A 25,377-nucleotide genomic window follows, 5' to 3' on the forward strand; every position below is an offset into this window, starting at 1 on the left:
TAGTTGTTAATTAATTTGTAGTTTTTTTTATTTTTTTGCTGAATTCTTTTATCTTCTGCGTATTTTGTTTTTGAAAGAGGAAAAAAGAAAGGAAGATTGAGATGCGAGAATACAAAACTTCAGAAGCTCAACGTCGCGCCAGTAAAAAATACCAAGAAAAAGCCAACAAAGATCCTGAAAAAAGGGTCCACCGCACCTACTTGGCCTCTCGACGTACGGCAAAGTCTTTTATTCGAACCAAAGCCACCCGAGAAGACCTCACTGAATTAGAAAAAATGATCGCCGAACGGTATGAATTGTTAAACAAGATAGACATTGCTGCCGAAAAAATGTAGTTACTCCTGCATCACTACCATAAAAAACATTCTCTCCCAAAAACCAATTGCCTTGCTTAAAAAAACATGGTAAAATTATTTCGTTATGGGAGTGGATGGGTTCTGGTGTGCCCTCTGGTCTTCAAAACCAGTATGAGGAGTTAGGAGCTTCTTGGGTAGGTTCGATTCCTACACATTCCCGCCAAATAGAATATGATGTCCGCTAAGCATTGATGTAGAGCCTTTTCTACTGATACTTAGCGGATTTTTTGTTTTTGAATGCCCTTTTGAATGCCCTCTGATATTTTTTGTTTTATCAGTTTTCATCTCCGCTGTTCATCATTAGTATAAAGATTTAATAATTTGTTCGCTTTACAATAACGAACGTAAGTTCGTATAATGTTGGTGAGGTGATTAATATGATGGAAGATTTCATTAGGAAATATTTAGGAGATGAATACGGAGACTTTTATAAAAACAGCAATATTACTACACAAAATGAAATAGATATAAGTATTATCAATATTCTTTCAAAAAGAAACTCAGTAAAAGAAATCAATATCGCAAAAGAGATAGTTCAATCTGACAACCAATTAAAGCTTAGTTATATTCTTGAAGCTGATTTAAAATCTAGATAATTTTGAGGTGCTTAATATGGTATATCCATTTGAAAACGAAAATATTCATGTCAGAGCGGAATTCCCATATCATTTTAAATCAACTGATCAATTAGAAATAGACTTAATGTCAGTGATAATGGAACCCATCCCCTTCTTTGCTTTTCACGACAGCTTACTATTGACTTTATTCCATAGTAAGAAAGATTATTTTTTGATTCCTGCTAAGAAAAATAAAAAGAGAAGAAACTTATATTTCCGTTTCGATGTCCAAATATTGAAACCAAAAGACTACAACTCTCCTTCTGGTTCCACAATCTTCCGATACAACTATAAAGGATATGATTTTGGTAAGGAACTTAGCTAGTTTATATTGATTTTTTAAAGACATATGGTACTATGTTATACTAATTCCGAGGTGATGGCATGGATAAGTTTACAGGATTGTTGACGAAGATTAGACTGCTGAAAGATAAACCGCTGTTGGTGAGGTTTACCTTGAAGTCAGATGATAAGAGTATCAACTGTATTACAGCTAAAGAAATATTAGGTCAACGTATCCTGATGCTACCAGATGATAAATACACAGCAGAAGTTGTAGGATTATTTAATGTGAAGGAACAATTAGTAATTAGACAATTAATTGTATTAAATCCAGATAATTTGATTAAAATGATTGATTTATGGTAATAAAATGATTTTATTGGAATTAAATCATTTCCGACTTTATAATACTATATGGGGTGTTTTTTATAATAAAACACGTTGGTATTATGACAAACATAAGGTTTAGTACGAGTCTTACGAGATTCACATTGATTACTGAAAGCTCTATCGTTAATTGTGTTATTGGAGATTTATTTTTAGGCGTAAAGCTTCTAGGTTTACATGATAATCAGTATATCATTTCAATTGGTGGGGTTAAGGATATTTACGATAGCTATGATGAGATAATAGTTAAGCAGTTTAAAATATTGAATAAAGACAGATTAACCGATGATTTAGGTTTGTAAAGTCCGATTTTTCGGGCTTTTTTTGCTGAAAAGTGTTGACACGTTATACTATGCATAGTATAACGTAAATATAGTTAAGGAGGAGGTGAACAGATGAATTTAGATGAACTAAAAAAAGCAGTCGACATTGTTGTAGGAATCTTAACAGCCACCACGCTACTAAAGAAACTCCTTAACAAAAAAGACGACTAGCTTTTGGGGGAGGATTCCTCCCCTGTTCATTTTAAATTTATCATATTATGACGAAAAAGAAAATCATTTTATTGTTGCTTCTAATTTTTAATGTTGTGTCTGTAGCTTTAATTATTGGTGACTGGGTATCTCCATCCTATGGCTCTTTTATGGTTATGGTAGATGCTATTTATGTCATTTTTGATTCTAGGAGGAAAAACAATGACAGAAAAAAATAGTCAGACTGAAGCCAACAAACGTTGGCAAGAAAAAAATAAGAAACATGCTTCTTATTTAAGTGATCGTTCACGTTCAAGGTCATTCATAAAAAATAAAGCCACTCTTGAAGACCTTGATGAACTCAAATCTCTAATCATTGAACGTGAGCGTGTTTTAATGGATGAAAAAAGACCACTTGATTAGTGGTCTTTCATTCAGGAGTTCCAATTATTGCGATATAGCTATCTATATTGAGAATGCTCATATTCTGTACTTCAAATTGATTTCTTAAATTATATTGACCTGTAATTTTTACTACATATTTATTTAATGTCAATGAAAGTACATAACTTGTAAAAACTTTATTCTTTATAATACAATTAATACACTTATCATTTTCCCATATTAACATTCCCGTTATAGCATATGGCTTTTCTTTGAAAACTTGTGTATGAGTAAGTAATCCTATGTGAGTTTCCATGCAATAATTTTATATTTCACAAAAAGCTTTGTCAACTTCTATCCGGCATTTTTCCAAAAAGCACAACTATGTGACGGTGTTACTTCTTTATGAGCATCAGGACTTTCATTATTTCCGCATTCAGCAACTTCATTCGGGTTAATTAAGGACATTCCTGAAACTTTATCCATTAATCGCATACCTTCCCAGTATGCACAGTTTGCACAAGTTCTTTCTGCAACGTTATGTTTGATTTCAGCCATTATAACCACTCCTTTTTCTTTATAACTGTATATTGCTACTAGTAAATCTGTAAATCAACAAGAAACACTTAAATAGAAATGAGAATCATTCACAGGTAATAATCGAAAAAATAATCTTTCATTAGAATCTTCCACATTGTTCTTTATAACTTCTTCGCACCTTGTAGGACTTGAACCTACGGCCTGACGGTTCTGTAATCAACTAGACAGACTAAGGGTACAATCGACATTTGACTTATATCCAAATTTTGATAAACTTATCTTGTAAGGTTAAAAATAAGGAGGTATATTAATTGGATATAATTTCAAAGGATATATTTAGAGAGAAAAAATTTGTAGCATTCGCTGGTCTTGTCGTCATCAGTTTCAGCATCATATCTTTCTTCTTTCCTAATGAAAGTCATGCCGCTCAAAATATGGCTAGATTGTACAATGAGAATACAGGTGAACATTTTTACACGTCCAATGACGGTGAACGAACAAACTTAATTACTCAAGGGTGGAAGTATGAAGGACTAGGCTGGACGGCCCCAGATTCAGGAGACGCCGTCTACCGTCTATACAATTCAGTAGCTGGTGATCATCATTATACTTTAAGTCTATCCGAAAAAAATTGGTTAGTTAGTCTTGGTTGGTCAGATGAAGGCATTTCATGGTATTCGTCACAATCTAAAGAAGTTCCATTATACAGAGTCTACAATCCTAACACTCAAACAGCTACTCATCACTACACTATGAATACTAGTGAAAGAGATTCCTTAGTTAAGATAGGATGGCATAACGAAGGTATCGGATGGTTCGGTATTTCATCATCTGACAATTTAGTAAAAGAAAAAGAGGATGCGTTAAAACAATTAGAAACTATGAATCTTAAAGAGCAAACTATTTCATTTCAGCAGCGAATTAAAAACGCAAACTCTGTGGTTGGTATAAACAATATTTTAGCAGCTGCTCAAAGAGTTTCTGATGCAAATGATGCAATAGATACATCGAAGTAATATAGATAACAATATTTCATTTTGATCCGTCATCTCGTTTGAGGTGACGGTATTTTGCATCTTTTTTTAGTCAATAACACATGTTACAATAAAAAAGCGAGAGCAACAGAATTCCCCCAGATCTACTTCCCCAAGTTATCTGATTCTGTTGCTCTCTTTTTAAGAGTGTTACTTTTTTTTATGACACAACAATTATATCAATATTCAAAATATTTTACTAGCAATATGCTGATTTAGTGAGTTACTTTAAATTCTTTTTGATATTTTCAATACAATCAGTAACTGAATTTCTGAATGCTTCGTCTTCGTGGTATCCTAAAGTCCGAAAAAATACATCTGCTGTGGAATTATTGTCCATTCAGTCAAATACTTTAATCTATTTTCCATCGTGTGTTTGAGGGTAGATTGCTTAATCAGCCTCGCTGTGTAACACACTCACTTTCGGTCCTTGCACATAAAAGGTTACGTTTTTGTTTGCAAATACGTAAACCATATCTTCATCAATGTATGATCGCATCTGTCCAGTTTGCCCTCACATCAGCCATCCTAAAAGCCCTCGAAGAATTCTAATCTCTGATGGTGAGCATGTTTTAATGGATGAAAAAAGACCACTAAATTAGTAGTGGTCTTTTAATTAATATCCTGGATAATTATTTACAAATGTTGTCAAAGCTGCTGCGATAAAAACAAAATATAGTACGATAAAAATAATTGCAATAATAAATTGTACCAAGCCTGCTCGGCTCCATGTTTTTTGAACCGCTAAAAATGTTTCAACATCGTTATAATCACCTTTTTGCCAAGCCCATTCGTTACCTTTAAAGCCACAAATAAAGATCCATACAAGATTAAATAGTGGTATTAGGCATAATAATGGTAAATAAGTTTTGTTACCAATCCCCCACATAATATTGTACATAAATGCTCCCCAGTTCCATCCTTTTACTTCTTGTGGTACTACTTTGTTTGATAACTCGTCCATCAAAAATCCTCCTTTATTCAATTAGAACTTTTTAATCATAACAAAATGAGAAATAAATGTGAATAGAAAAAAGACCTTAGCTTTCGCTAGGTCTGTCTATGTACCCTGTAGGACTCGAACCTACGACCGGACGGTTATGAGCCGTCTGCTCTAACCAACTGAGCTAAGGGTACGGCTTGTATTAGTATACATTATTTGGTAAAGTTTTGTTAGAGGTTCGGGCCTCTCCTTGATATTCTTACTAATCCGTCGTCTCGTTTGAGGTGGCGGTATTTTTTTGTTAATAAACTAAAAAAGAGAGTAACAGAATTTGTACCAGATTCACTTTGTTCAAAGTGATCTGATTTCCGTTGCTCTCTTTTAAGCGATAAAAACTATTTGGACATTAGAATAATATCAACTTTTTTCTAATATTGCCAATTATACGATTACTTACTTATCTCAGTAATGAAATTTTAAGTAGATTTTATTGATGATCTCAGTAAAAGCTAGGTCACGCTACCAAGTCTTCTTAGCAACTGTTACTGGATACATTGATTGCCATACTTTATATTCATTTTGATCAAGCTGACGAACTGAAGCAGGTTTTTTACCATGCACTTGTTCATAATTACCATTAATCATATTCAATTGTGCCTCATCTGATAACATAAAAGTTTTATGGCCATCATGCCAGAATGTTGCACCTTCGCCTTTAACTGTAAATAAAAATTCCATTTTTCCCAACTCCTTAAGTTTAATCTCTTCTTTTTCTACTGTTATACCTTTAAGTTCTGCCATCGCTAAAACAATCTGAGCAATATAGTAATCTTTAACTACATTTGTCGATTGACCATGTAACGCCCAAGAACGGTGAGGGCAGGCAGTTGCTGAAAACTCTCTGTGTAGCTTTACTGTCGATCGGTTCGGTGTCATATTTTCATCAATAAACCATCTTGCTACGACCTTAAATCCATCTTGTTCATTTTGACGGAAAGTATTTTCGTTACCCATCGATTGGCAAAACTCTATACCTAAATACCACATATTACCTTCAGAATTAGCAGTGTGGTAGGCCATATAATCATAGTCTTCAGCAAAATGTGTACCATCACTCGCTGTATATGCGTGGGCAAAACCTAAATAGGCATCATGTGTAGGTAGCCATGCGCGATAGTATGCTGAAGTTGCTGCTTGACTACCGGCGTCATTGTGAAGTACCCACCCTTTAGCCTTCCCTGGTCTCTTACCAGCTATTCCAGAATAAAAAAGAGCCATCTATTCCACCTCCGCAATCTTGTGATTAGGGACTGAAATAATGGTTCCATCAATTACTTTTAATTTAGTAAATAATTCATTACTACGAACTACTTCTAGTTCTCCATTAAATTTAAAGAAGTCCCCTTCAGTAAATCCATCGAAGTTCTTCTCTTTTCCTTCAGCATCATATTCCTGATAACCTTTTTCATTATACTTTTCAGTTAAATCAATAGTTCCTTTTTCAAAAGAGTCGAAAATAATATAATCATCTTGCTTTTCTCTTACTTTAAAAGCACCTATCAAAGTCACTTTTTGACCTTCCTTAAACATCAACATCACCCTTCCGATCAATCAAACTGCCAAACACTTGATGCAATCCAGTAGAAGCCAAACCACTGATAGCACCGTATACTACTGATTCAAGTGTCAATCCAGTGGCAAGCACCCCCAGAATCGCTCCCAAGATTGTGACTATGACTGGAATATACTCATTAGCCACTTTATCTAAAGCTGGTGTATGTTTGATTACATATCCCACTACCAAGCAAGCTAAGAGCGGCAATACTAAAATGTACTCTTTCAAACTAGTTAAATCCATTTGGTTCACTCCTTCTTAATTAAGAATCCAACACGAGTATTAATCTCTCGCATTGAACTATCAATTCCTTCTAAACGATCATTTAAAATATCCTGCATACCATTAATTGTTTTAAAGTATTCTTCACGTTCTTTTCGGCTTCCTTCACGTTCCTTTTCTAAATCAACCTTAGTGTCGTCTAAAAGTTTCATTAACTTTTTAAACATAAAGTAAGCGGCTATTAAGATTACCCCAGTAAGAATACAAAAAAGGACTACAAAAAGTCGGTCACTTCTCGTAATCCAATCAATGATATTTCTGCTTTTTTCTGCATCACTTATGGTCATACTCCACCAACTCTCTAACGATTATTCACCAGCCAATTCCGGCAGATCCATATCAACTAAGATTTCTTTTACTTGTTCACGAATTTTTTCAGGTACTTCTGCGATTACTCGTTTACCCTTAATGACTAAGGTTGCATATACTACAGCCATGGTGTTCACCTCTTTTATAAGCATCAAAAAAGCCATCCTAATTTTCATTCTCTGAATCAAGGATAGCTTGGACTTCGTCTTTAATTTTTTCTGGTACTTGTTCAATTGTTTTCAATCCTTTCTGGATTAACCTGGCATAGATTTTAGCCATTTGCTTCACCTCCAGCGACTATCTCAAAAACTTCTGCAATGGCAATCTGTGCATCTGTTAATTGTGCATCTAAATTTATTTGTTTTTCTTTCAATTCTGCATTTTCTTTTTGAATGCCTGTAGAAAGACTCTCCAATAGTTTTAATTGTTTTGAAACATCCTGAGTTGTAGCTTCTTCCCATTTGCTAGATGGAAAATCGAAAAATTGTGACTGTTCATTTTTTAAAACAAGAGGTGCAACTTCCGTGTAAGGTACCTGTGCTTCATAAGTGTCTCCAACTTCCACAGTTTCAAAACCGATGGGATATAATACTTTGTAAATTGTTTTCAATTTTTATTCCCTCCTTTATCTTTTACCAAATAAACTACTACTGTCTTTAATTGGCGTTTCTCCTTTACCAACTTGATAAGAACCCCATATATTTATCCAAGTATTGGTGATGGGTTGATCTGCCGCGAACCATGATCTACCATATCTCGTAAATATACTTCTTATTTCAGTCGCTGTAGAAGATCCATTACCTCCCCACGAACACATAAAAACTCCTTGATAAATATCTTGTGTTGGGACAAGTTCATCTGGAACAAAATTTCCAAAAACATCTCCATCTTTACCTACAGCTTTATTTAAAGAACATAATCCAGTTACAATTACCAAATCACCAAATCTAATTATATCTACTCCACCAGAAGCAATGTTTGTTGAATTACTTGCACTCATTTTATATCTAACAACACCTTTTGAATCCAAAGGCATCAATAAGGCACCATTAAAAGATGGTTGCGATGAAAAATTCTTCGTTCCAGCAACTGTCTGATTCCCGGTCAATTCCATAAACTTGCCAGAGGTCCACTTGGCAATAGCGTCAAAAACTCGCAAAGGTGACATCCATTTTGTAGTAGAAGTTCCTGCTGTTGCTTCTCCATTTGTTGCTCTATCTTCAGAATATCTTATAAATTTATTATCAGCTTCAGTTTTTGTATAAAAATCCCCATTATTAAATTGCTGTAGTGCTGCACTGATTTCTGTGATAGCAGTATTTTTTGCTGAATTTACGGAAGTTGTTGCATTATTAGCTGTACTAGCTACGCTAGTTTCATATCGGTCAATTTTATCTTGTAAATCAGTTATTTTATTTTGAATAGTCGCAAATTCAGTATTAGCCTGTTGCCCAAACACTGCTAACCTATTTTCAAGCTCTAATATATTTTCTGTTTGTAGTTTTCTGAGTTCTTCAATCAGTTTGTTATATTCAGTAATGATTGTCTGTGCCTCTGCAGCGTCTATATCCGCATTACCAGATACATCAATTTTAAAGTCCCCTGTAGAATTCCTAACACCAGACTTAGCTACTGAAAAATAGGCTCGTTCGTAAACTCCTGGAGTGCCAAATGCAGTACTTGGAAATGTATATTCAAAAGTTCCTGTAGAAGCATTAATTACTTTTACATTGTCTGAGTCAAAGACTTTCGTCTTCCCTCCATTTGTCACACCTTCAAAGGTAACAGTATATCCTACAAGAGAGAATTGCTGATCATTATTGGTGATATTTACGGTAATAGTCTGTAATTTCTCATCACCTACTCTGCCATAAATGAATGGCGGTAAAATAGGATCTTTAGATAAGTCTAAATTCAATATCTTATTGGCCATTTTCTACCTCCTCATCCATGTTTAATGCTTGCTCAATTTTCTTTAGACGTTCTTCTTGGTTTTCAATTATTTCAATCAATTGTTTATTTGTTAAAGTGTTTAACATTATTTGTTTGCCAGTATCTATTCTTAGATAATGATCATTTTTTGACTCCGTCACTAAAAATTCAGAATATTGAGCAATAATACCCAGTTCTTTTTCTCTAGGTGGTTGAAGAGATTTTTCTTTATATAAATAATTTTGTTTTCTATTAAAATCATAGAATGCTAACTTTTTAGTCTCAGCAATCCCATCAACTTGAGATGGTACAATATTTTCTTTTAGTCGTATGTCTGATTGATTCGTAATTTTATTACCGTTCATATCAATATTGCTAAATACAACAATTCCATTTGTTGAAACTAAGCGAAGATTACTGCCTTCTATAAAAACTTCCTCTCCTGTAACTTGTAACCCTGAGAAATCACTATCTCTTTTTCTATAATTGCCAACATAGGCATGTCCATTTCTGGATGTTCCAGTTCCACCTCCAAGACCAAGCTCCGAATTATAGTTGCCATCATAAGATTTAATTTCCAGATTTGCAAAATAACTAGCAAAACTAAACTGACCCTTATACTGATCATTGTCTTTACTGGCACCAATAGTGAGAATAGAATTACTACCATTTGAGGAAGTATCTAACGTGGCAGCTATTCTCCCGTTATTCTTATCAATAAAAGTGAGTTTACCATCATTTAACATTATGTCAGTACTACTACTAGATGAAACAATCGTACTAGCTTCCATTGTCACGCCTATCATTTTGATTGCTCTTAAAATACCTGTGGTCATTCTGTCTGCAACAATTGCCCCGTTATTCGTCATCGCAAGTCCATAAGTCCCATTGTAACCAGTAGAACTGAACCCTAGCCCACCAGCATTCCACCGCCATACATTTTTTGCAGTATTCACATTCGTTGTGTCCATAATTAAAATTTCTTGTGGATCTGCTATTGACGGATAAATAACTACATGACCTTCACCAGGATTTCTTAAAATATCACTGGCTTCTTTTTGTGCCTTCTCCAGCCAATCAACTTTATTCAAAATTTGATTCGTATTTTTTTCAGATTCAGCCATTACTTTCCCAAAGTCAGTCTGGGCCTCTCCTAATTCAATTGAATCGTACTTATCAAGTGCGACATTCCAAGAAGTTTTTATGATTTTTGAAGTCGTATTAATTCCTAATTCTTTAAATGCAATAGTTACAGTATCACAGAGATCCAATGTTTCAATCGTCTTTAATTCATCTGCTAAAACGGAGCTTGCTAAATCTTCAAAACTTGTTTTGATAGAGACTTTGGGGATTCCTATATTATTATTCTTGATATAGGCTTTTACTAGATTTCTTAAAGTCTCTACAGATTTTGGTTCATCTTCACTAAAATCGACCATTAAAACTCGTCTTTGCGTGTAATTACCAACATAGTCGCTATCAATAATACTCTCTGGAAGAACCATTATTTCCTCTGTCTCTTGATTTTTGGCCCATCCGTAAACTGATGTATAAGTATTACCAATATTCTCTTCTTGAGTAATATCCGTTAAATTTTTACCATAGGCAATAATTACGTTTGTTTCTGAACCTGCTGAAGCTAATAACCGGACTTGGTTATTATCAAATACATATTCCCCACCAAAATTATCTAAGATAGAACCTTGTACGCCTCCCAAGACTTCTTGCGCATTTTTAAATTTCGAAGGGTCTGATAAATCAAGAGTTGTTTTTGATCCAACATCACTGTAAAAATTAAAATCTCCTTGTGGTAACATATTATTCCCCAGTTGATTTAGTGCTGCTTGAGCAGAGATATTTTGTAATACACTGTCAAACTTTTTAACAATTGAACGGATTAACTGATATCGATAATGTTCACAATATACTGTAATAATTCCGTCAATAGGCTTTGTGATAGTTTCTATTTCAAACCTTTGGCTCTTTGCCTGTTTTGTTGGCCCAGCATCTGCAACTATCCATCTTCCTATCTTTAACTCTTTAAACAAAGGGCTAAATACAGGATATTGAAAAGAGAGCGTATATATCCCATTTCGCTCTCTATCAACTATTGGATTTTTAGCATCTGTCAATGGACCCAAGCCAAGAGATGACCAATTATTATTCGTTTTATCAAATAGAATGAGTGTACTCATACAGCAATCGTCCTCCATCTAGGCTTAATTTTAAATTTTGTTATATTTGTAAAATTAAACGTACTAAATCCCGGTTCCAATGTAATAGGATTGTATCCATCAGTATTTAAGAAACAATACTTTGATACATTGACGCCACCCTCTTTATAAGCAATTCCATTTTCACAATCCAGTGTAATTGTTCCAATACCAGCTTCTTTTGCAATTCTGAATTGCTTATTAGTTGAACCATTAGAAATGTATATATTACTGTCACTTACGGCAGTTGTTTTATAAAAAGTGATTAACGGTTGGCTTGGGAATAACTCAGGATTATTTATTCTTTGACCTGAAGGAATATCTCTTTCACTTTCACCATCTAGTCGAAAAATAAAAGGCTGACACTTGAATGTAAATTCAATGTCTAGCCACTCTCGTTTTTTATCTTCTGCGGTCACTGTTGCATAACAAACTGCCTTATAAAAGTATTCGGCGTATTCGCTAAATGCTAAAGGGGAATAGTCATGTCCAACATATAACCACTTCACAACATCTCTTAATTGTGCTGCAATCGTTCGGTCTGCTTCTTTAAACATCCGAACAGGAAATTTTTTTTCGAAATCCAGAAACTTTCCGTTGTCATGAATAATATCTGAACTTCTCCCCATTACGTCGCTCTGAAAATCAAGCGACGCTTCTGGAATAGTAAACTGCATTTCGTTTAATATGATCATATTAAACTCGTTTGATTTTCTATTTCTATATTGGAAATAAGGATAGTTAGTTAAATTTATTGTAATCTCCCCCTCAGTTGTCTTTCAACTGTTGTAGCCAAATAGTTAGACATTGAATCCATCAAGTCCTTATTTGATAAGTCTGCACGTTCAATAGTTATATTGACTCCAGAATTCATCTTAGTTAATCCCTTTTGAATATCTTTCAATATGGCTAAAATTTGCGGATTATCATTTGAAAAACTGATATTTTTAAGGCTATTACCATTTTGTAATTTACTCATATTACTCATTAGAATTGAGTCATTAGATACACCAACCCCATCAGCGTAATGCGGCACCATGCGTCTTGTTTCTGCTGCAGGATACACTTTTGTTCCTTTCGGAGCATTTGGAATATAGACATTCCTACCTTCTGGTATGATTCTTGATCCATTTGGAAACTCTACTAACTCTTTGTACAAAGCCCCCTTTTGATCATTTACAATCATGTCTCCACCAGAGTGAAAATTAGTCCCATTTTTGAATCCAAAAGCTTCGCCTATAGACTCAAATACACGCTTAATTCTAGTAGTAAGTGTGACCTCTTTATCTCTTTGTTTTGAAAATTCATTGACTTCATTAGTTGCATTTCTAGCCGGCCCAGATGCGTTATCATTAGCATTAAGGTTTTTAGGAGGTGGATTAATGCCATCATATGTTCTCAAAGAGCTTCCACCTTGATTTGAGGCGTTTTGGACGTTAGATGAGTCACCTTTTAGATTCTTGTCTGGTGCATTTGTACTCTTATAATTATTAATTGCATTCTCGCCTTGATTAGCAGCAGTTTGTACATTGTAGGAATCTCCTAACAAAGTTTTCAAAGATGGATTATTAGCATCATACTCACTTAACTTGATTGTTCCGTCATTAAGTTTTGTAATAATATCAGTGTTATCCCCCATCATTTTTTTCAAATTATCTGGTAGTGTGACCCATGCATTATAGCTTTGTTCAGAAGCAAATATTTTATTAGACAAGTCAGTATTATCGGCTAACATCTTTTTCTGATCAATTGGCAATTGATTCCAACGGTTTAATGTTGTTTCTGAGGTGGTTAATTTACTAAGCAAATCAGTATTTTCTGCCAAGATTTTTTTCTCGTCATCTGGCAGACTATTCCAACGATTAAGGGAAGTTTCTGAACTATATATTTTCTCTAAGAGATCATAGTTATCTGCATAAAGTTCTTTTGTCTCAACTGGTATTGCTGACCAACTTTTTATTTTCTCCTCAGATTGACTAATAGATTGCAGAAATTCATAATTATCTGCTTTTAATTCCTTAATCTTTGGTTGATATTCATCCCATTTGCCTAAGCTGAGCATTGTTTCAGCCATAGTCTCTGGCGTGTTTGAATATAAAATGGCTTTCTTTTCATCAAAAGTCATTTCGTTCCAATCTCCTGAACTCTCAAGTGCCTTATAGATATTTTGTGAAAACTCATCTTTTAGTATTGCTTTTTTATCTTCCCAAGCCATACTATCCCAATAACCATTTGCAATAGCTGCTTCACCAATGATTAATTTTGCGTTCGAATCAAGTTTTGCATCATGAATAACTAATCTCATATTATTCCAAGTTGTTATATCTTTAGTGGCTTCAATAACTATCTCAGAAACATTTGATTTTACTTCACCAGTTTTTTCATCAAAAACAATATCATTCCATGTTTGTGCTGCTTTTTTTCCAGCTTTACTAGATTCATCCGCTGACCATTTTAATTTGTCCGCATTTTTCTTTGCACTTTCTGATAATTGATCTGCTGTAGATATCGCATTCTCAACAATTTGATCGTTATATTTCATGGCCTCAAGTCCTGATTCGCCCATACTACTAATTAATTCGCCATTAGCCAGATTGACTACATCTAACAAATCAGGGTACTTACTAGTAATCGCGGCCATCTGCGAATCTAAGCCTTCTATTGTTGCATCGTTTGCTTTGTCCCAAGCTTTTAAATAAGATTGAGCAATTTCCCCTTCCAAATTGTAGCCCATCTCTTTCAACTGTTTTTCTAAGTCTTTTCTTCGCTGTTCAGTTTCATCATTGGCTGCTCGTCTCTGTTTCCCCAAAGATTCTAACCATAATTGAGCCTCATCTTCAGATGCCTTTGCCACATCACCTGTCATTGCCGCTAATATTTTTTTCTTCTCTTTTGCAGAAACATCTAAAGTTTGAACATAAGCCTCTGTGGTATTTCTCGATAGATCTTGAATGATTTTTGCTTCAGATACCGATACTTCTCTATCATTCGCTGCAGCATTCTTTTTTATTTCAGATATTCTGTCAGTATTCTCTTGAATAGTTTTAAGAGCATCTTCAGCATTCGATTTTTGATTATTCAATGTTTGTAAAGTAACATCATCAACTGAAGCAGGCAATTCTTTGATAAGTCTATCAAGTCCTTCAATTTTCTTGATCAGACTTTCTTCAAGTGTATTTCCAATTTGCTCAAAGTTTGTAATCATAGTTCCAGTATCATTACTAAAGCCTTGGGTCATTAGAGTAAATTGTCCACTTGCAACTTGAGTTTTTGTCTGTACCTTATCTAAGGTCTTATCAGTTTCCGCTCCTACATCGGTCCCCCACTGTTTTACACGTTGGCTAGAATTCCAAGCTTCTTCTCCGAACAGTTTCCAAGCACCATATCCTAATGTTAAAGCACCACCGACTCCTGCAATTCCCAAAATTGCCGGTCCTAACGGCCCAAGAGCAGCAGTCATAGCACCAATACCAGAACTTCCAGCTGCTTTACTCGCTGCAGCGCCAAATGTTCCTATCTTAGCAGTTCCGCCACCTAGTGCTGTTGATAATGTATTAACGTTGACTGACCCATTAATCAACTGCTCAGACAATTCAGCGATTGCTTTTTTCTTAGCTATACTTGCAGAAAGATCAATAAAACTTTTACCTAATCCACCTATACCAGAAGTCATTTTCCCAGTAATTGATAGCATTGGACCTGCTGCTGCAGTGAAAGCTAAAAGTCTAACAATCATTTGTTGCGTTTTAGGATCAGCTTCATTGAACTGTTTTGCTAAATCACCTAGTGTTTTAATTAAAGGTTTTCCAGCTTCTAAAGCTGATCTTAAAGCGTCAACAAAGGGACCACCCATATCTATCGCAGCATTAACGGCTTCATTCTTCAGCATTTTCAATTTGGATTCTGTCGTTTCATAACGCTTGTTTGCTTCTTCGGTTAAAGCTGTATTTTCTTTCCAAGCTTTATTTCCCATTTTAATAGCATCGCCAAAAATACCACTGGCATTAGCAGCGCGGAGCAAGGAATCTCTCAGTCTAACTTCTGTTATACCCATATCATCGAGTACTTTAATTGCTGAAGTTCCATGTTTTTCAGAGTCTTTTAGGCCAACAATAAATTCTTGTATTGCTTTACTTGGGTTTTCCTTAAATAACTTTGCAAATTCTTCGGAAGTTAAGCCAGCTACTCTTGCGAAACTGTCTAATGATGTTTCAGCTTTGTCTGCTGTATCATACATTTTTTTCAATTCTTTAGAAGTTAGCCCCATTTTTTCAGCAACTTCTTTTTGTTCCTTGCCACCATTCCGGACGGCATTAGTTAATTGGTCCATGGAAATGCCTGCGTCACTTGCTTTACTTTGTAATTCTCCAAAGGCGCTATTACCTGTTTCAACAGCTAACTGCATTTGAATCATTACTTTAGAAAAGGCAGAACCACCGGCTTCCGCTTCAATACCAACTGACGATAGTGCTGTAGACAATCCTAAAATTTCCCCTTGAGACATCCCTACTTGTTTACCAGCACCAGCTAACCGAAGACCCATCTCAGTAATTTCCGATTCTGTAGTCGCAAAGTTGTTTCCTAAATCAACAATAACTGAGCCTAGTCTATCAAAATCTTTTTGTGACATTCCTGTAATATTAGCAAAACGAGCCAACGATGTTGCTGCAGTTTCAGCAGACATATTCGTTGACTCGCCTAAATCGATCATAGTTTTAGTAAAACTTTTTACATTTTCAGTTTTTATTCCCAACTGACCTGCTGCTTCTGCTACATTCGCAATTTCTCTGTGACTCGCCGGAAGTTTTGTTGCTAAATCACGAAGACCATTCTCTAAATCCTTATAAGAATAAACCACTTTTCCTGTAGAATCGACAACTTCATCATTTGTTTTCTTTACTCCTGCAAAATCACTTTCCCATGATACTGCAGCTTTAGTCACAGCCGCTGCCCCTGCAGCAATCGGTATCGTAACCCCTTTTGTCATAGAGCTACCAATACTTTGCATCGTTTTTCCAGCTGAAGCAAATTTTTCACTTGCTTGATTTATTTGGCCTGTTAACCCTTGAGTTTTAACTTCCATTTCTGCCATTGATCCTGCTGTAGCAATCATCTCTTGTTTATACCCTGACAACTTAGCCTGAGCATCATTGTATTTTTGAGCTGCAGCAGCAGTTTTCGAAGTAGCATTCCCTTGGGCATCTAGAGTGTTATCATATGCTGTTTTTAAATACCCTAGTTCCTTCTCCTGTGCCTGGATAACTTTGGTTAAGCCTTGTTGTTTGGCCGCTAAAGAATTTAATGTAGTTTGACCACCACTGGCAACTTTAAACCCTGCTTGCATTTCTCTTACTGCAGTTTTTGTTGCTCTTTGAGCACCGGTTAACGAATCAGAAAAGGCTGAAGAATCAAGACCCAACTTTATTACCATTTGTCCTAGGGGTTTCCCGTTTTGAACCATTATTTACCTCCTTTCTATCGTATTTGATCAAAATATTCGTGCATCGGAACTACTTGTTTCTTTTGCTTTTGCCTTTCAAATCTACTAAATATTACTTGGTAAAGGAAAGTTACATCAGTTTCTAAGACATCGTTTATAGTCCAGCTAGGAAATTGATTGATAATATTTCTAATCAAATTTAATTGTGACTCATGCACCTCTGACCAAGAAATTATTCTTTTGGGTCGTTCGTAGTAATCTCTTCTTCCTCTTTCTTTTCATTACCTAAAACACGATAATTAATGATTTCAAAAAGTTTAGGGATTTCCAGTGTGTCTAATTCATCCAGCAAGATTTCTTTTGTAATTTGATCATCCTCAAATAAATCTGCCAGAAACTGTAACCTATAATCAAGCAGTTCACTTTCTGTTGCTCCAGTTCTTCCTTCTTTAAAAGCTTTTTCAAATAGTGCCGCTTCACCACTTGTATATGCTAGTGCTTTTTTTATAGGCACTTTATCTTGTAAAAACACTTTCTTTTTATTGTTAATTGTTACAGTAACTTTAATATCTCCATTTTGTTTCAGCTCCAACATAAAAACCCTCCTAAAAAATGGTTAGTCATTGCGACTAACCATTTCCTCCTTCTGTTGTTGTTCCAAATAATTCTGTTTCTAGTGCCACAAATGAAGAATCACTATCAGCAAATCCAACAGTTTGATTTTCACTATCAATCACTTTCGCAATAGGAGTAAATTTATACTCATCGGCTTCTGGTTCGTATGAATCTCCATTTAATGTTTCAGCAGAAACAGCATCTCTACTAAATTTCCCTGCATATAAGCCCGTTCCAATTTTTTGACCACGTAAATCTGCAGATTCAAATAAAATCGCACAATAAGGAGCGACTGTTTTTTCTCCTACATGGAAAACACCATTAGTTCCCGATGTTCTTCCTAAAACTTCATGTTCAATTTTACTAGGTAAATCTAGAGCACTAAATGTCGCTTCCACTTCCCCAGTACCTTGTTGTGAGACATAATAAGGTGCATTTGATCCATAAACTTTTACTGCTTCTGGAGATAATCCAGTGATTTCAAAGCCGCTTGTTGCCCCTTTATTGGTTTCACCTTTAACTACAAATTTTTTACCGGCAACCGGTTTTAAATCTTCATCTAAAATTTGAATAGTCGCTTGTTTAAATCCTACTAATGTCATTGCTTTTCCTTCTTTCTTAAACTTTTAATTTTGTATAGCTATATTGTCTTGTAATAACCTGAACATGTTTAAATTCTTCATGTGGACGATTGTCGGCGTATTGAAGAAAGAATCCATGTTCTTCAACTCCTCTATCTAGTAGATCATTAAACTTTTCGATATCTTGTTTTTGGATATCTAAAAAGACCATAACTTGAATCAGATAACTCCTGCTGGAATATCGATTTGAGCCATAGCCTGTATTTGATTCATTAACGTTTTCCACTTTCATAATTGGTAGTTTTGATAACTTCTCATAATCATCTTGAAGTCGGTATGCAAAGATGTTTGCTGTAGGAAATATAGTCGGTAGGATTTCGCCTGTCAGTTTTACAACTGGATTCATATCCCTAACCCCGATTTCAATTCGTTCATATATTCCTGCATCACTTCTTGTACTTCGGTTTCTACAGTCTTTTCAATAAAGTGTTGTCCAGTTTGGTGTTCAGTTCCCATATTGACAAAATGGGCTCGCCAATATGCACCGCGTCCATAACCTACTAAAACATCTCCGTTTTCTTGGACAGGTCCTACCGTAGTTGCTATTTCTAGTCCATGGCTATCAACTGGAGTATTTTCTTCTAGGCGTTCGCCAAGCATGAGACCTGCAGTTTTACCTGCTTTACGTCTAATTTTCCCGTCGACATCGGCAATTGTTTTAGAAATGTTTTTCTCCAGGTTGCTCCATTCTACTTCTACACTCAATTAATCCACCTTCTTTATGATCAATACTTGAAAATCATCATTTTCTACATCCGGATTCACTTCAATGATTTCAAAATACTGATTATTAATCACTATCCGCCAATCATTCTGAACTGCTTGCTTTTGTTTTTGCCGAATAATTATAGTCCGTGTGTTTTCAAAAATTGTTCCAATTTCATTTTTGAATTCTTTTAAAAATTTTTGCTTATTTGCAAACCAGCAAGAAAAAACAGACTCCCAATTGGAAACCTGTTGTCCGTTTACTCCGACTGTATGACCGTTTCTCTTTTCAAACGTTAATCGTTTATTTAGTTTACCTGTTCTACTAACTGCCATCCTGATCAACCTCTTTATAAACAAGATATTCTGCCTTCAATTGCAGTAAGATTGAGGTGAAACCTAAATCGTATTCCCGCAACGTGCCATTTGCAGTAGTTGACTCAATAGTTGCTGAACGTGCTTTGTAGTAATGATCTGCTAACATAATAACTGCCAAATTCAGCATCTCACTGATTTCATTATTCTGGGTATAAAAAGAGGGCTTATCTCTACCGATAGCCCCCTTTATATATGCAATTGCGGCGGTACAAGCTCTTTTGATCTCAATATCATCATCTTCATACTCGATTTTCAGAGCTGATTTCAATTCCTCTAAATCTTTACTAGGGTCAAGCATTGATAACCCTCCTTTAGGAAACTGTTACTTCACAATTTGCAGTTTTACTACCATCCTCAGTTGTAACAGTAATTGTTGCTACTCCTGCTGCGACACCTGTTATCTTTCCTGCTTTCGGCGTTACCGTTGCAATTGAAGTATCACTAGAACTAAATGAGATATTTTTGTTTGCAGCGTTTTCTGGTGCTACAGTAGCATTTAGCGTTTCGTTCGCCCCCACCGTGATAGAGGTTGTCGTTTTATTCAACGTAACCCCTGTGACTGATGTTGGGGCTACACTTTTTTTGCTAAACGGAAAGCAGATGCTAGTTTAATTTGGTGATCGAACCAAGCTGTCACAACGAATAAATTAATACCAGTTTTGACGTCTTTATCTTGTTCATAAAGAGCACCAATATCGTAATTAAAGTGAGAATAAGAGAAATCACCTACGACTGGTGTTACTGCAGCATCAGTAAAGATTACTGGTTTTCCTAAAATTTGTTCAGGTTGCGCTGTATAAAGTGTTGCATTTCCGTTTGCTAAAGTTTCAATGATATTTAAGTAATCGGCGTATTTCATCATAATTTTTGCATTCTCACGGTAGTCTTCATGTAAATCAGCAATAGCTGCTTTGATTGCTTTATAAAGATCGGCTCCAGTAACTTCTTTGATATTAACCACAGTTTTATCATAGAAACTCATGTGCTCCTCACCGGTTTTAGGAGTTTCAGCAAAAGCGACTTTACGTTCTTTGGTAGCCACACCAGATTGCAGATTCATTTCTACAGTAGATACTAAATTCGTATTTGTTCCTGAAAGAATTGTTTCAGAAATACCTGTAAATACTTTGAATTTATGACGAGTAAATACCACATTATCTCCTTTGGCTTCTAACTCCTTTGCTGTCTGCATATCAGCAATAAAATCATCGTCATCTAAAGTGAATGTTACTTTAGGAATCTCAAGATTTGGAATACTAGTGATTGTTGATACTTCACGTAATGGGTTCTTTACAGTAGGTTCAGAAATAATATCTGTAGCCACAGTTTTAGGCAAGAATTTCCCACCTTTAGATGTATTATCATCACCCAAAGCTTCTCGAATATCGGATGTAACAGCTTCCTTTGCAATAGTTTTTCGGATTAATTCCGCTTTTGCATCGATAACCTTTTGTTTAGGGTCTTCTGAAGTTGAAAATTGTCCTTTTTCTAACTTAGCTTTTTGTTCTGCTTCCATTTGATCATGTTGCTTTTGTAATAAATCAAATCGTTGCTGCAAAGATGCTTTAGTTTCATTTAATTTATTTAAATCTTCTGGTGTAACTGAGCTATCCAGAGCTTTCTCTGTAATTTCAGACTCTGTTTTTGCTAGTTGATCCCCGATTGTCAGTAAACCTTGCTTCAGTTCAAATAGTGTTTTCATATTTATAATTCCTCCAATTGTTGTTTTAATAAATTTAGATTAATCTCACTTTGTTCAGCCATTTTTCTACGTTCATCAGTCACTTCATTTCTTTCAGGAAATTGCTTCTGTTGTAATAAGGTCGCCGGAACATTTCTATATGACTCAAATAATTCGTCACTTGCACAAGCAGCTATTTGATTTGATTGAATTATTTCATTACATAATCCAATATCATAAGCTTCTTTAGCAGATAACCACGTTTCTTCATCCATAATTTGCTTAATTTTTTCCTCGGTTAACTTTTCCCCACCTTTAGCAAGATAAGTAATAACTGATGATTCAGCTATTCGGTCTAAATCATCCGCTTGCTTTCGTAGCTCTTTGGCATTTCCCATAGATATAGTCCATGGATTGTGAATCATCATCATGCTATTTTCAGGCATGATTACCTCATCACAGCTGGAAACAATTACACTAGCAATAGAAGCTGCTAAAGCATCCACATGAGCTGTAACGTGTGCTTTGTGTTGTTTTAACATATTACCAATTGCGATACCTTCAAATACTGATCCTCCTGGAGAATTGATGTGCAGATTAATTTGACTGATTTCTCCAAGGCTTCTTAAATCTTTTTGAAAACTTGCTGCTGTTGTGTCCGTATCGTCCCATTTACTGGAAACAATTTCTCCAAAAATATAAATTTCGGCCTCTGAATTATTTGCCGATTGTTTTACTTCCCAAAATTTTTTCATCTCAACCCTCCTTTCAAGGCAAAATAAAAAGACCTAGTCTTCTTTGACTACGTCTCGATTACTGCCATTATTTGATTTTCTTAAAGAAGGGTCCATATCCTGTGGATACATATCTCCTGAAATCCATAACTCGGAAGCTTTACCACCACGAGGAGGCATCTCCTCAAGCATTCTCGCTTCATCTGGTACCATCCAACCATCACGAATCCCACCGTGATAAAATTTCTGTCGAGCGTCTGAATCGCCTCTCAATAAGCCCATTAAGTTAAATTTGAAATAGTATCCTTTTACACGTTCGTTTTTAAGAAGTATTTTCTTGTTAAATTCACGTTCATACTGCTTAACAATAGGTGTTAAGGTCATGTTTACAAAAAGTTGCATCAGTTGTTCATTAGACGAAAAACTACTGCTATCAGAGTTCAAGAAAATACTTGGCACGTTATAAACGTTAGCAATCCGATCTCTAGTAATTCCTTCTGTAATTTTCATATCGGTAGCCACAAAGTTACGTTTCATTTCCTCAATCGTAACTCCTGGTTCTTGAATAAGAATTCCACCATTTTCTTCATAGAACATTTTGAAATTATCGATAATGGCTTGTTTCTTTCCATCATCAACGCTCGTATCGTATTTTAGAATGAATGAATCTCTAATAGATTCCATCTCTTTTAATGAAAACGTTCGAACTGCTTTATCAAAATCATTCGAATTTTTTAATACAGCTATCGGGCTAATACCTTTCCAATTTCCATTTCCAGCAATATGCCTTACATGAATCATATCTGAATTATGGAAAAAATAGGTTTTACCATTATTATTTACCCGATACCAAAGCTCATTTGTAGTTTCTTCAAGTACCGGTTCCACGTAATTAGGATTAAATGGTACTAGTTGCTCAAACAAACCTCGAATATCCCTAAAAATTAAGGCATATCCATTACCATTAGTATTTCTACTTACTTCCATTACATTGAATATTTGATCTAATGTCTGATTATTATTTGGCCAATACATCAGCTTATCCATCGATTCATCAAATTGTTGTTCATAGCTCAAGTATTTCTTAAACGGCAAGCTAGAAACTGTGTTTGCTAAACGTGACACCACTGAAAAGATATTTTCGTTTGTTTCCAGCGTGGAGTTTTCAATACCGAAAAAAGTTTTCCCAAACCACTGTTTGAAATTGCTATTTGTCTGATAGTTTTTTATTACTGATTGCCTGATAAACCTCGGTGTCATTCGATTGATAATTTTTTGAAATCTATTCATCTCTACCCTCCTTTCATCATGTCACGAATACTAATAAACTCTACATTTCCTGTTTGTTTAGACTTATTCGCGAACATCTCTACCACACTGACATGACTATTAAGCATGGCAGCAAAACCATCAATTTTTCTATTTTTAGATTGTTTAGTAGGCATCCAGTTATTATTTCTATCTTGAACAAGTTTTACATTCGATAAATACCATCTGAATATTTTTTGACTATTAAAAATGACTTTCCCATCCAAAAATCTTTCCTTTAAATCTTTCATTGGACCACCTAACGTAATAAATCCCTGAATTGCTTCTTCCATTACAAATCCATAATCAATCATTTTCTGGTTAAGAATTAAGCTGTTTCTTCTATCATAACGAACCTTTAATATTTTAAATTTTTTCGACTGTTCAACGAACCAATCAAACACAAAATCGTAATCAACATAATTGCCTGGTGTCACTGTTAAATCGCCTGTTTTAATCCATGAATCTAGCCGTTGTTTGTTATTATCATTGTTATAACGCTCTTGTGAAATCCAACTATGCTCTAAAACAGCAATTTCCCCAGTTTCATATATTGGAAATTCTAAATTAGCAGAAGTGAAATCCTGTGTTTCTGATAAATCATATCCGCCTACACATTCCTGATGAAGTAGTGAGTCCCATTCAATTAACTTGTCGTTTTTATTTATTGTTTGCATGTCTAAGAAAGACAGCTCATCAATATCCGAAAACAGGTTAAACTGCTTGGTAATCCAGTCAGCTCTTTCTTGTGGGCTATTTCTTTCAGTCTTCCAGTCAGTTACTAAATCAACAAATGACATTAAACCAAGATTAGGGTTTGCTTTAATCCAATTTCTAGGATCGTCAGCTTCAGAAACATCATCAAGTTTAGCGACAAAATAAAAAACCCGTTCGTCTAGTCCATCTTCAAGATGTTCCAAACAATCAAGTGCATTGTCATAGTATTGCATTAATGGTCCGTCTAATACATAACCGGCTGTAGTAATATAAACAATTAAAGGCTGTCTTCTAGTACCACGAGACTTTTTTATTACATTGATTAACTTAAAATTTATAAACTCATGAATCTCGTCAAAGATAGCAAAGTGAGTATTTAATCCATCAAGCTTTTTGCTATCTGAAGCCCTTGCCTCCATTTTTGAGAAAGTAGCTTCATCTTTAATTACTGATCGTTGTGGCTTATATTTTGTATCTAGTAGCGGCGATTGTTTCACCATTTCTTTTGCTTTGTCAAATAAGATAGATGCTTGATCTTTAGCATTTGCTAGTACATACACATTCGCCCCTTGTTCTCGATCATATCCAAGCATATAAGCAGATAGACCGCTTATTAACGATGTTTTTCCGTTCTTTCTGCCAACAAAAGTTAAAGCTTCACGAAAACGTCTTATACCAGTGTCTTTATGCACCCACCCGAATATTGAACCAACAATGAAATGTTGCCACGGTTGTAAAATAAATCGTTCAAAATCACCTTCAGTTGGTCGACAGTTATCTTCAATAAAACGTATAGGTCTGTGACCAGCTTCCTCATCAAAAATCCAAGGGAAGCCATCTGTTCCCTGTCTTTCTAAATCCAACATATGACGTTTAGCTGCAGAGATATTTTCTTTACTGGCTGGAATTAAACCATCAATAAGTCGTTCAGCGTACCAAGTGGTCAATAATTCAGGATATGGTTCTACTAAAATGCCACCCCAAGAAGCTTGTTCATCCGTATAGTCAATCCACCATTTTTCAAGTTCAGAATAAGATAGATTCATCAAGTCCATTCTGAATCATCTCCATTATCCTGAGCTAATTTAATCGCTAACTTCGCTCTGGCAGAAGGTGATAAGCCAAGATCATTTGCCAGTGTTCGTAAATTACGGGAAGCTGTATCCATCTGTCTTGATAACGGATTTCCTATCAATTCATTTGGTTCATTAAAAGGCTCTCCATTGGATTCAGCTTCTGCTTTTGCTATCTCATAGTTTAGTTTGTACTCTCTTCGTAGTTTTCGTAATTGCTTTTCTAAGGAAATGTATTGAGAATACCAACTTGAATATAAGGCCATAAGATGGATATCTGGATTACTAACTAGTTCTACTAGTAACAACTCTTCAGCGATAAAATTGAAGGTAACTTTACCCGTGGCATCGAGCCAATTCGGAGGCTTAACTTTATCTATTGCCATCTTCATTTTTTGCTCAGCAGCCGCTCTTTTCTTAAGCTCAGAAGTATTTTTTTTATTCGGATTTCCATTTAATAACTGTAATTTTGCGCTCTTTGCTGGTTGCGGCATAATCTCACCTTCTTCCTTTTTTGACTATTATCATTCGAAAGTCGTTGTAATTCTAAAATACTTACCTATATCATTTTGTAAATCATAAAAAAACCAATCTAGTGAGACTTGCGCCCATTCTGTGTTAAATAAATACTGTATTTGGATTTTTAAAATCATAAATCGATATAATATTTTGGGCTTAACAACCACTCGTGCTACTTTTTTTCTTTTATCGAAAATTT

32 protein-coding genes and 2 tRNA genes are annotated in these 25,377 nt (G+C 35.2%); 8 read left to right on the top strand and 26 right to left on the bottom strand.

Annotated features, from left to right (window positions below):
* The first annotated feature begins 101 nt into the window (after window positions 1–101).
* From KUA55_RS10090 to KUA55_RS10120, 7 genes are all read left to right on the top strand, one after another.
* Window positions 102–335 carry a hypothetical protein gene (locus KUA55_RS10090; protein WP_218326061.1) on the top strand — a complete coding sequence of 78 codons (234 nt, stop codon included), beginning with the start codon at window positions 102–104 and terminating at the stop codon, window positions 333–335.
* Window positions 336–422: 87 nt separating this feature from the next.
* A tRNA-Sec gene (locus KUA55_RS10095) sits at window positions 423–519 on the top strand.
* 214 nt (window positions 520–733) lie between these two features.
* Entirely contained in the window at window positions 734–952 is a 219-nt protein-coding gene (locus KUA55_RS10100) for a hypothetical protein (RefSeq protein ID WP_218326062.1), read from the top strand.
* 16 nt (window positions 953–968) lie between these two features.
* Window positions 969–1,298 (top strand): DUF5960 family protein, encoded by a 330-nt coding sequence (locus tag KUA55_RS10105; RefSeq protein ID WP_218326063.1) that lies wholly within the window; start codon window positions 969–971, stop codon window positions 1,296–1,298.
* A 131-nt stretch (window positions 1,299–1,429) separates the two neighbouring features.
* Complete coding sequence (locus KUA55_RS10110) at window positions 1,430–1,621, top strand: hypothetical protein (RefSeq protein WP_246601463.1); 192 nt, start codon at window positions 1,430–1,432, stop codon at window positions 1,619–1,621.
* Between the two features lie 125 nt (window positions 1,622–1,746).
* Complete coding sequence (locus KUA55_RS10115; protein WP_218326065.1) at window positions 1,747–1,944, top strand: hypothetical protein; 198 nt, start codon at window positions 1,747–1,749, stop codon at window positions 1,942–1,944.
* A 393-nt stretch (window positions 1,945–2,337) separates the two neighbouring features.
* The gene (locus tag KUA55_RS10120) at window positions 2,338–2,538 is read left to right on the top strand and encodes a hypothetical protein (RefSeq protein ID WP_218326066.1); all 201 of its coding nucleotides are present in this window, start codon (window positions 2,338–2,340) and stop codon (window positions 2,536–2,538) included.
* Between the two features lie 315 nt (window positions 2,539–2,853).
* On the opposite strand, the gene KUA55_RS10125 is transcribed toward KUA55_RS10120, so the two are convergent.
* Entirely contained in the window at window positions 2,854–3,057 is a 204-nt protein-coding gene (locus tag KUA55_RS10125) for a hypothetical protein (protein ID WP_218326067.1), read from the bottom strand.
* A gap of 293 nt (window positions 3,058–3,350) precedes the next feature.
* On the opposite strand from KUA55_RS10125, the gene KUA55_RS10130 reads away from it, so the two are divergent.
* Entirely contained in the window at window positions 3,351–4,055 is a 705-nt protein-coding gene (locus tag KUA55_RS10130; protein ID WP_218326068.1) for a hypothetical protein, read from the top strand.
* 634 nt (window positions 4,056–4,689) lie between these two features.
* On the opposite strand, the gene KUA55_RS10135 is transcribed toward KUA55_RS10130, so the two are convergent.
* From KUA55_RS10135 to KUA55_RS10245, 25 genes are all read right to left on the bottom strand, one after another.
* The gene (locus KUA55_RS10135) at window positions 4,690–5,037 is read right to left on the bottom strand and encodes a ribonuclease G (RefSeq protein WP_218326069.1); all 348 of its coding nucleotides are present in this window, start codon (window positions 5,035–5,037) and stop codon (window positions 4,690–4,692) included.
* A 99-nt stretch (window positions 5,038–5,136) separates the two neighbouring features.
* Window positions 5,137–5,210: transfer RNA gene (locus tag KUA55_RS10140), tRNA-Ile, on the bottom strand.
* 325 nt (window positions 5,211–5,535) lie between these two features.
* On the bottom strand, window positions 5,536–6,294 hold the full coding sequence (locus KUA55_RS10145; protein WP_218326070.1) for an N-acetylmuramoyl-L-alanine amidase: 759 nt from the start codon (window positions 6,292–6,294) through the stop codon (window positions 5,536–5,538).
* Entirely contained in the window at window positions 6,295–6,606 is a 312-nt protein-coding gene (locus KUA55_RS10150) for a hypothetical protein (protein ID WP_218326071.1), read from the bottom strand.
* Window positions 6,599–6,874: a phage holin family protein gene (locus tag KUA55_RS10155; protein ID WP_218326072.1), complete on the bottom strand. Its 276-nt coding sequence runs from the start codon at window positions 6,872–6,874 to the stop codon at window positions 6,599–6,601. Before KUA55_RS10155 ends, KUA55_RS10150 begins: the two co-directional genes overlap by 8 nt.
* A gap of 5 nt (window positions 6,875–6,879) precedes the next feature.
* Window positions 6,880–7,200 carry a hypothetical protein gene (locus tag KUA55_RS10160; protein WP_218326073.1) on the bottom strand — a complete coding sequence of 107 codons (321 nt, stop codon included), beginning with the start codon at window positions 7,198–7,200 and terminating at the stop codon, window positions 6,880–6,882.
* Window positions 7,201–7,221: 21 nt separating this feature from the next.
* A complete protein-coding gene (locus tag KUA55_RS18525) occupies window positions 7,222–7,350 on the bottom strand; it encodes a CD1375 family protein (protein WP_281419021.1) in 129 nt (42 codons plus the stop codon).
* A gap of 37 nt (window positions 7,351–7,387) precedes the next feature.
* On the bottom strand, window positions 7,388–7,501 hold the full coding sequence (locus KUA55_RS18530) for a CD1375 family protein (protein WP_281419022.1): 114 nt from the start codon (window positions 7,499–7,501) through the stop codon (window positions 7,388–7,390).
* Window positions 7,494–7,832 carry a hypothetical protein gene (locus tag KUA55_RS10165; RefSeq protein ID WP_218326074.1) on the bottom strand — a complete coding sequence of 113 codons (339 nt, stop codon included), beginning with the start codon at window positions 7,830–7,832 and terminating at the stop codon, window positions 7,494–7,496. The genes KUA55_RS18530 and KUA55_RS10165 overlap by 8 nt, the downstream gene beginning before the upstream one ends.
* 15 nt (window positions 7,833–7,847) lie before the next feature.
* Window positions 7,848–9,155 carry a BppU family phage baseplate upper protein gene (locus KUA55_RS10170; protein ID WP_218326075.1) on the bottom strand — a complete coding sequence of 436 codons (1,308 nt, stop codon included), beginning with the start codon at window positions 9,153–9,155 and terminating at the stop codon, window positions 7,848–7,850.
* Window positions 9,145–11,349 carry a phage tail spike protein gene (locus KUA55_RS10175; RefSeq protein ID WP_218326076.1) on the bottom strand — a complete coding sequence of 735 codons (2,205 nt, stop codon included), beginning with the start codon at window positions 11,347–11,349 and terminating at the stop codon, window positions 9,145–9,147. Before KUA55_RS10175 ends, KUA55_RS10170 begins: the two co-directional genes overlap by 11 nt.
* Complete coding sequence (locus tag KUA55_RS10180) at window positions 11,346–11,996, bottom strand: phage tail protein (RefSeq protein ID WP_246601464.1); 651 nt, start codon at window positions 11,994–11,996, stop codon at window positions 11,346–11,348. Before KUA55_RS10180 ends, KUA55_RS10175 begins: the two co-directional genes overlap by 4 nt.
* Window positions 11,997–12,118: 122 nt before the next feature.
* The gene (locus KUA55_RS10185; RefSeq protein WP_246601465.1) at window positions 12,119–16,828 is read right to left on the bottom strand and encodes a phage tail tape measure protein; all 4,710 of its coding nucleotides are present in this window, start codon (window positions 16,826–16,828) and stop codon (window positions 12,119–12,121) included.
* 211 nt (window positions 16,829–17,039) lie between these two features.
* On the bottom strand, window positions 17,040–17,402 hold the full coding sequence (gpG, locus tag KUA55_RS10190) for a phage tail assembly chaperone G (RefSeq protein ID WP_218326077.1): 363 nt from the start codon (window positions 17,400–17,402) through the stop codon (window positions 17,040–17,042).
* A 34-nt stretch (window positions 17,403–17,436) separates the two neighbouring features.
* On the bottom strand, window positions 17,437–18,024 hold the full coding sequence (locus KUA55_RS10195) for a major tail protein (protein ID WP_218326078.1): 588 nt from the start codon (window positions 18,022–18,024) through the stop codon (window positions 17,437–17,439).
* A 16-nt stretch (window positions 18,025–18,040) separates the two neighbouring features.
* Complete coding sequence (locus KUA55_RS10200; protein WP_218326079.1) at window positions 18,041–18,409, bottom strand: hypothetical protein; 369 nt, start codon at window positions 18,407–18,409, stop codon at window positions 18,041–18,043.
* Window positions 18,406–18,768, bottom strand: a complete 363-nt coding sequence (locus tag KUA55_RS10205) for an HK97-gp10 family putative phage morphogenesis protein (protein WP_218326080.1) — start codon at window positions 18,766–18,768, stop codon at window positions 18,406–18,408. The genes KUA55_RS10200 and KUA55_RS10205 overlap by 4 nt, the downstream gene beginning before the upstream one ends.
* The gene (locus tag KUA55_RS10210; RefSeq protein WP_218326081.1) at window positions 18,769–19,104 is read right to left on the bottom strand and encodes a phage head closure protein; all 336 of its coding nucleotides are present in this window, start codon (window positions 19,102–19,104) and stop codon (window positions 18,769–18,771) included.
* On the bottom strand, window positions 19,094–19,444 hold the full coding sequence (locus KUA55_RS10215; RefSeq protein WP_218326082.1) for a head-tail connector protein: 351 nt from the start codon (window positions 19,442–19,444) through the stop codon (window positions 19,094–19,096). The genes KUA55_RS10210 and KUA55_RS10215 overlap by 11 nt, the downstream gene beginning before the upstream one ends.
* Before the next feature lie 13 nt (window positions 19,445–19,457).
* On the bottom strand, window positions 19,458–19,748 hold the full coding sequence (locus tag KUA55_RS10220) for an Ig-like domain-containing protein (RefSeq protein ID WP_343214719.1): 291 nt from the start codon (window positions 19,746–19,748) through the stop codon (window positions 19,458–19,460).
* Complete coding sequence (locus KUA55_RS10225; protein ID WP_218326084.1) at window positions 19,718–20,848, bottom strand: phage major capsid protein; 1,131 nt, start codon at window positions 20,846–20,848, stop codon at window positions 19,718–19,720. The genes KUA55_RS10220 and KUA55_RS10225 overlap by 31 nt, the downstream gene beginning before the upstream one ends.
* A gap of 2 nt (window positions 20,849–20,850) precedes the next feature.
* A complete protein-coding gene (locus KUA55_RS10230; RefSeq protein WP_218326085.1) occupies window positions 20,851–21,582 on the bottom strand; it encodes a head maturation protease, ClpP-related in 732 nt (243 codons plus the stop codon).
* 33 nt (window positions 21,583–21,615) lie between these two features.
* Window positions 21,616–22,851: a phage portal protein gene (locus tag KUA55_RS10235; protein WP_218326087.1), complete on the bottom strand. Its 1,236-nt coding sequence runs from the start codon at window positions 22,849–22,851 to the stop codon at window positions 21,616–21,618.
* Window positions 22,852–22,853: 2 nt separating this feature from the next.
* Window positions 22,854–24,641: a terminase large subunit gene (locus KUA55_RS10240; RefSeq protein ID WP_218326088.1), complete on the bottom strand. Its 1,788-nt coding sequence runs from the start codon at window positions 24,639–24,641 to the stop codon at window positions 22,854–22,856.
* Window positions 24,632–25,153: a phage terminase small subunit P27 family gene (locus KUA55_RS10245; RefSeq protein ID WP_218326089.1), complete on the bottom strand. Its 522-nt coding sequence runs from the start codon at window positions 25,151–25,153 to the stop codon at window positions 24,632–24,634. Before KUA55_RS10245 ends, KUA55_RS10240 begins: the two co-directional genes overlap by 10 nt.
* Window positions 25,154–25,377: the final 224 nt, after the last annotated feature.

This window comes from Enterococcus alishanensis (genome assembly GCF_019218635.1).
Taxonomy (GTDB): Bacteria; Bacillota; Bacilli; order Lactobacillales; family Enterococcaceae; genus Enterococcus_A; species Enterococcus_A alishanensis.

What these genes read in the sequence shown, in the direction of transcription:
- KUA55_RS10090 (WP_218326061.1), top strand. Translation starts at nt 102, where the DNA reads ATGCGAGAATACAAAACTTCAGAAGCTCAACGTCGCGCCAGTAAAAAA.
- KUA55_RS10100 (WP_218326062.1), top strand. Translation starts at nt 734, where the DNA reads ATGATGGAAGATTTCATTAGGAAATATTTAGGAGATGAATACGGAGAC.
- KUA55_RS10105 (WP_218326063.1), top strand. Translation starts at nt 969, where the DNA reads ATGGTATATCCATTTGAAAACGAAAATATTCATGTCAGAGCGGAATTC.
- KUA55_RS10120 (WP_218326066.1), top strand. Translation starts at nt 2,338, where the DNA reads ATGACAGAAAAAAATAGTCAGACTGAAGCCAACAAACGTTGGCAAGAA.
- KUA55_RS10125 (WP_218326067.1), bottom strand. Translation starts at nt 3,057, where the DNA reads ATGGCTGAAATCAAACATAACGTTGCAGAAAGAACTTGTGCAAACTGT.
- KUA55_RS10135 (WP_218326069.1), bottom strand. Translation starts at nt 5,037, where the DNA reads ATGGACGAGTTATCAAACAAAGTAGTACCACAAGAAGTAAAAGGATGG.
- KUA55_RS10145 (WP_218326070.1), bottom strand. Translation starts at nt 6,294, where the DNA reads ATGGCTCTTTTTTATTCTGGAATAGCTGGTAAGAGACCAGGGAAGGCT.
- KUA55_RS10150 (WP_218326071.1), bottom strand. Translation starts at nt 6,606, where the DNA reads ATGTTTAAGGAAGGTCAAAAAGTGACTTTGATAGGTGCTTTTAAAGTA.
- KUA55_RS10155 (WP_218326072.1), bottom strand. Translation starts at nt 6,874, where the DNA reads ATGGATTTAACTAGTTTGAAAGAGTACATTTTAGTATTGCCGCTCTTA.
- KUA55_RS10160 (WP_218326073.1), bottom strand. Translation starts at nt 7,200, where the DNA reads ATGACCATAAGTGATGCAGAAAAAAGCAGAAATATCATTGATTGGATT.
- KUA55_RS18525 (WP_281419021.1), bottom strand. Translation starts at nt 7,350, where the DNA reads ATGGCTGTAGTATATGCAACCTTAGTCATTAAGGGTAAACGAGTAATC.
- KUA55_RS18530 (WP_281419022.1), bottom strand. Translation starts at nt 7,501, where the DNA reads ATGGCTAAAATCTATGCCAGGTTAATCCAGAAAGGATTGAAAACAATT.
- KUA55_RS10170 (WP_218326075.1), bottom strand. Translation starts at nt 9,155, where the DNA reads ATGGCCAATAAGATATTGAATTTAGACTTATCTAAAGATCCTATTTTA.
- KUA55_RS10175 (WP_218326076.1), bottom strand. Translation starts at nt 11,349, where the DNA reads ATGAGTACACTCATTCTATTTGATAAAACGAATAATAATTGGTCATCT.
- KUA55_RS10180 (WP_246601464.1), bottom strand. Translation starts at nt 11,996, where the DNA reads ATGGGGAGAAGTTCAGATATTATTCATGACAACGGAAAGTTTCTGGAT.
- KUA55_RS10185 (WP_246601465.1), bottom strand. Translation starts at nt 16,828, where the DNA reads ATGGTTCAAAACGGGAAACCCCTAGGACAAATGGTAATAAAGTTGGGT.
- gpG (WP_218326077.1), bottom strand. Translation starts at nt 17,402, where the DNA reads ATGTTGGAGCTGAAACAAAATGGAGATATTAAAGTTACTGTAACAATT.
- KUA55_RS10195 (WP_218326078.1), bottom strand. Translation starts at nt 18,024, where the DNA reads ATGACATTAGTAGGATTTAAACAAGCGACTATTCAAATTTTAGATGAA.
- KUA55_RS10200 (WP_218326079.1), bottom strand. Translation starts at nt 18,409, where the DNA reads ATGAATCCAGTTGTAAAACTGACAGGCGAAATCCTACCGACTATATTT.
- KUA55_RS10210 (WP_218326081.1), bottom strand. Translation starts at nt 19,104, where the DNA reads ATGGCAGTTAGTAGAACAGGTAAACTAAATAAACGATTAACGTTTGAA.
- KUA55_RS10215 (WP_218326082.1), bottom strand. Translation starts at nt 19,444, where the DNA reads ATGCTTGACCCTAGTAAAGATTTAGAGGAATTGAAATCAGCTCTGAAA.
- KUA55_RS10225 (WP_218326084.1), bottom strand. Translation starts at nt 20,848, where the DNA reads ATGAAAACACTATTTGAACTGAAGCAAGGTTTACTGACAATCGGGGAT.
- KUA55_RS10230 (WP_218326085.1), bottom strand. Translation starts at nt 21,582, where the DNA reads ATGAAAAAATTTTGGGAAGTAAAACAATCGGCAAATAATTCAGAGGCC.
- KUA55_RS10235 (WP_218326087.1), bottom strand. Translation starts at nt 22,851, where the DNA reads ATGAATAGATTTCAAAAAATTATCAATCGAATGACACCGAGGTTTATC.
- KUA55_RS10240 (WP_218326088.1), bottom strand. Translation starts at nt 24,641, where the DNA reads ATGGACTTGATGAATCTATCTTATTCTGAACTTGAAAAATGGTGGATT.
- KUA55_RS10245 (WP_218326089.1), bottom strand. Translation starts at nt 25,153, where the DNA reads ATGCCGCAACCAGCAAAGAGCGCAAAATTACAGTTATTAAATGGAAAT.